The sequence below is a fragment of the Tateyamaria pelophila genome, assembly GCF_019966495.1.
In the GTDB taxonomy this organism is placed as follows: Bacteria; Pseudomonadota; Alphaproteobacteria; order Rhodobacterales; family Rhodobacteraceae; genus Tateyamaria; species Tateyamaria pelophila.
The window spans coordinates 1-3,827 of sequence record NZ_JAIMIA010000227.1; the positions used below are offsets into that span (position 1 = coordinate 1).

The following is a 3,827-nucleotide window of genomic DNA, read 5'->3' on the forward strand; positions in this document are numbered from 1 at the left end:
CTAAGAAACAGGACTACCGAATTCCGGCTGCGGCTTGATCGTTTAAACCGGAACAACCGCGTGTGAGACGTCTGGAGGGCACCGTAAAGTTAGTGCACGGGTTGAGCTGATGTGGGATGGAGCCGAATGATCAAAATAAACGCCGCACCGCTCTATCACCGCCATCGTTTCCCGTCAGACGTGATCGCCCAAGCGGTCTGGCTGTACTTCAGGTTTCCGCTCAGTTTGCGGATGGTCGAGGATCTGTTGGCTGAACGCGGCATCACAGTTTCGCATCAAACAGTCCGGGCTTGGGCTGAGAAATTCGGGCGTCACTTTGCCGCCGACATCCGCCGCCGATCGATGGGTCAGTTTGCTGCCAAGTGGCATTTGGATGAAGTCGTGATCACGATGAGCGGCAAGAAACATTGGCTCTGGCGTGCGGTCGATCAGGACGGTTTCGCTATAGATGTGCTGGTGCAAAGCCGTCGTAATGCAACGGCAGCCAAGCGCCTCATGCGTAAGCTGCTCAAGCGACAAGGATCAGTTCCACGCGTCATGATCACTGACAAACTGCGGTCATATGGAGCGGCAAAACGGGAGATTATGCCCGGTGTCGAACATCGGTCGCACAAGGGTTTGAATAACCGTGCGGAGAATTCCCACCAGCCAACCCGACAGCGAGAGAGGGTGATGAAGAAATTCAAATCGCCTGGCCATTTGCAGCGATTTCTTTCCATCCACGATCCCATAGCCAACCTGTTCCACCTCCCACGCCACGAAATGCCATCCACCGAATTCCGCGAAATGAGATCGCTGGCCATTCAAACCTGGCGCGATATCGCTCAAGTTGAAGCGGCGTAAGGCCAAGACCTCCGAATTCCATTGGCCAACGTCTGTTAACTTTACGGTGCCCGGGCAGCAGCTCCGCCTCGCGTGCCTCCAACCATGCTTTTGCCACACCCGCCTGACACTTTGGACAATGGCGGTTCCGGCAGCTAATGGGCGTCGCCCATTACATCCAATGATCAAGGCCAGGCGCGACTTCGCGCTTGGCGGTGCCGTAGGATCGCAATTTGTCCGTAATGATCCTCTTGGGAACGAAGCCCCAACGTTTCATCAGCTTGACCAAAAGTCGCTTTGCCGCGCGCTTGTCTCGCCTCGATTGCAGAATTTCCTCAAGAACAACGCCGTGTGGTCGACGGCACGCCACAGCCAGTATGACCGGTCCGCGATCTTCACGACGACTTCGTCCAGGTGCCAGACATCGCCGGGGCGCGGCTGCCGTCGCCGTAGAACGTGGGCGATCAGGGGGCCGAACTTGACGGTCCAGCGTCGGATCGTTTCATACGAAACGTCCACGCCACGTTCCAGCATCAGCTCCTCGACCTCGCGCAGGCTCAAGTTGAACCGGACGTAGAGCCAGACAACATAAGCAATGATCTGGGCGGAAACCGGTGGCGCTTGTAGTTGATTTTCAATGTCTGCATCGACACCGCCTACGCCCAGATCAATGAACCAGCAACCTCAGGGGTTCTGTCGCAAAGTTTGACGAATTGCGGACTCATAGCTGACGCTGGACACAGTTATCCAGCAAGCGCCGCAAATTGCTGGAATGCGGATTGTCCTGACGTCTCGAATTGTCGCTTGCGGATCATGTGGGCAACTTCGATGCCGTCCAGAGTTGCAGAGGCTGAGATGAAGGATTTGAACCCCTTCATCTGTCGTGTCAGCTTCTTGATGAATCTGTGGTCCTGCTCAATAATGTTGTTCAGATATTTAACCTGCAGGACTTCGATCAGCCAGAACCACCCGTTCAATATCAGCAGGCAATTCATGTTCTGCAGCCGGGCGAGATTTGCGCCGCATTTGTCGATCACAACTCTGTCGGGGAAGCCGTTGTTGCCGATTGCCCGGGAGAAGAATGCTGTTGCCGCAGCTTCGTCACGGTGCTCTGACAGCATGAAATCAAGGGTTTTGCCGAATTTGTCGATGGCCCGGTAATTGTAGACCCACTTGCCTTTGACCTTGATGTAAGTCTCGTCCATTTCCCGGCAGGGAACTGCGCAGCAGTGTCCCGAGAGGGCATCCGCCAGGAAACAGCTGTCGGTCGCTTCCTGGCCTGGGCGTTTGCGGCGATCAACGGGGCATATTTCAAGACCCACCGGTTCAGGCTAGCATGGTCAACTTCGACACCTCGTTCCGCCATGATCTCCTCCAAATCGCGATAGGAAACCGCATATCGGACTTAGAAAAACACCGCGTACAGGATGACATTTTTCGGATACTGGTTGCCTTTGAAGTCAATCGTCACGTTCCGAAACTCACCTTCGAATTCAAAGGTCGGCGCCTATCACAGCTTGGTAAGCAGGCCCATATTCCAAAAGTTTGCGACAGAACCGGATCGCCTCTTGACATGTACAGTATTCTGTCCATATTGATGTGCGAACAATGGAGATCAGCATGGATGTAGTAACTTATACCGATGCGCGTGCATCGCTCAAGGACGTGATGGACCGGGTCATCCACGATCATGTCGAGGTCGTCGTGACCCGCAAGAAACGTGAAGCTGTCGTGATGATCTCACTCGATGAATACAACGCGATCCAGGAAACGCTGCATTTGCAGAAGAGTCCCGAGAACGTGCGGCGCCTTCAGTCTGCAATCGCTCAATTGAACGCAGGCCAAGGGATCGAACGTGATATCGAGTTGTGAGGCTCATCTTCTCCGATCAGGCTTGGGAGGACTACCTCTGGTGGCAATCCGCCGGCAACGAAAAGGGCTTGCAGAGGATCAATGAGCTTATCAAAGGAACGCAACGGATTCCCTTCAAAGGGATAGGCAAACCTGAGCCACTGAAAGGCGATCTCAGCGGCTGGTGGTCTCGGCGCATAACGAGTGAACACCGTTTCGTCTACCGAGTGAGCGGCAAGGGCGATGGCCAAAGCTTGGAGGTCGCCCAGCTTCGATACCATTACTGATAGTTGTATGCGCAAACGTCATTTAACATATGCGGGCTTATACGATTCCAAACCGCGAGTGGCGCACATGCGCTTGAAAGCTTGGCGCCTCGATTGATCCCTGCCCTAGTATTGCGGCCTTTTGCGAACAGCACGCGGCGCGCCGACGGCGGTCGTGTTATCTGCTGGCAGTTGGCCGGTCGAGCGTGTGGTATCGCAGCATTCGATCAGATGATGCTGAGGGTCGTAAGCTTTCTGAGATCCCGAATCCATTCAAGGTCAGAGTGGAACCTACTAGGCAAGTTTAATTTGCGCTGGCTCAAAGCACTGATTTCATTGAAGGCTTGAGTGTGTCTTTGGGGCTACTGGCTTAGCCAAATGACTCCCGCATTCCCCAAGTAGATCTCTGATTTCGCTGTCTTGAACGTGATATTTTCTATATATATCATGGCGTTGGTTGCTGCGGAGGATGTGTTTCATGGATCACCCAGAGGGTGCGGGCTTGCAGCGGGCAGATCGTGTGGATTTTGACCCTCGCGTGCGGCTGGAATTCCGGGGCGCTCAGCTCAGTTCGGATGGCGGCCTTCTGGTGATGCGCGAGCTTGATGACGCGCTCGGTCTGTCCAATCTGGCGTCTGCTGCCCTGTGCGATAATCGCCGTGGCAAGAACACGATCCACCGGCTCGACGGGCTGTTTCGGCAATCGGTCTACGGCCGGTTGGCAGGATACGGGGACGTCAATGACGCCGACCGTCTCGCGCTCGATCCCGTGATGCGCCAGGTTGTCGGTGGCCGTGCCGTCGATGCGCATGCCGCATCCACGTCGCAGATGGGCCGGTTCGAGACCGAGGGACTGGCGACCGCAGAGAACCGGGCGGCTCTGTCTGA

The 3,827-nt window shown here is 55.2% G+C and carries 4 protein-coding genes and 3 pseudogenes; 4 read left to right on the top strand and 3 right to left on the bottom strand.

Translation table 11 applies throughout. The annotated features are described in order from the left end of the window. The first annotated feature begins 126 nt into the window (after positions 1-126). Positions 127-843 carry an IS6 family transposase gene (locus LC354_RS26805; RefSeq protein WP_223429002.1) on the top strand — a complete coding sequence of 239 codons (717 nt, stop codon included), beginning with the start codon at positions 127-129 and terminating at the stop codon, positions 841-843. Positions 844-895: 52 nt separating this feature from the next. Here the strand turns inward: LC354_RS26805 and LC354_RS26810 are convergent. The 3 pseudogenes from LC354_RS26810 to LC354_RS26820 all read right to left on the bottom strand — a co-directional run. Further along, positions 896-979: pseudogene (locus LC354_RS26810) on the bottom strand (transposase zinc-binding domain-containing protein); the annotation flags it as partial. 15 nt (positions 980-994) lie between these two features. Beyond that, positions 995-1,356: pseudogene (locus tag LC354_RS26815) on the bottom strand (IS6 family transposase). A 209-nt stretch (positions 1,357-1,565) separates the two neighbouring features. Next, positions 1,566-2,293, bottom strand: a pseudogene (locus LC354_RS26820) (IS6 family transposase). A gap of 149 nt (positions 2,294-2,442) precedes the next feature. Between LC354_RS26820 and LC354_RS26825 the strand changes: the two are divergent. The 3 genes from LC354_RS26825 to LC354_RS26835 all read left to right on the top strand — a co-directional run. Continuing rightward, positions 2,443-2,694 (top strand): type II toxin-antitoxin system Phd/YefM family antitoxin, encoded by a 252-nt coding sequence (locus LC354_RS26825; RefSeq protein ID WP_223429003.1) that lies wholly within the window; start codon positions 2,443-2,445, stop codon positions 2,692-2,694. Further along, positions 2,691-2,960, top strand: coding sequence for a Txe/YoeB family addiction module toxin (locus LC354_RS26830; RefSeq protein WP_223429004.1), 270 nt, complete (start codon positions 2,691-2,693; stop codon positions 2,958-2,960). Before LC354_RS26825 ends, LC354_RS26830 begins: the two co-directional genes overlap by 4 nt. 457 nt (positions 2,961-3,417) lie before the next feature. Further along, positions 3,418-3,827: transposase (locus LC354_RS26835; RefSeq protein WP_223421634.1), on the top strand; the 410-nt coding region annotated here is incomplete at its 3' end.

What these genes read in the sequence shown, in the direction of transcription:
- LC354_RS26805 (WP_223429002.1), top strand. Translation starts at nt 127, where the DNA reads ATGATCAAAATAAACGCCGCACCGCTCTATCACCGCCATCGTTTCCCG.
- LC354_RS26825 (WP_223429003.1), top strand. Translation starts at nt 2,443, where the DNA reads ATGGATGTAGTAACTTATACCGATGCGCGTGCATCGCTCAAGGACGTG.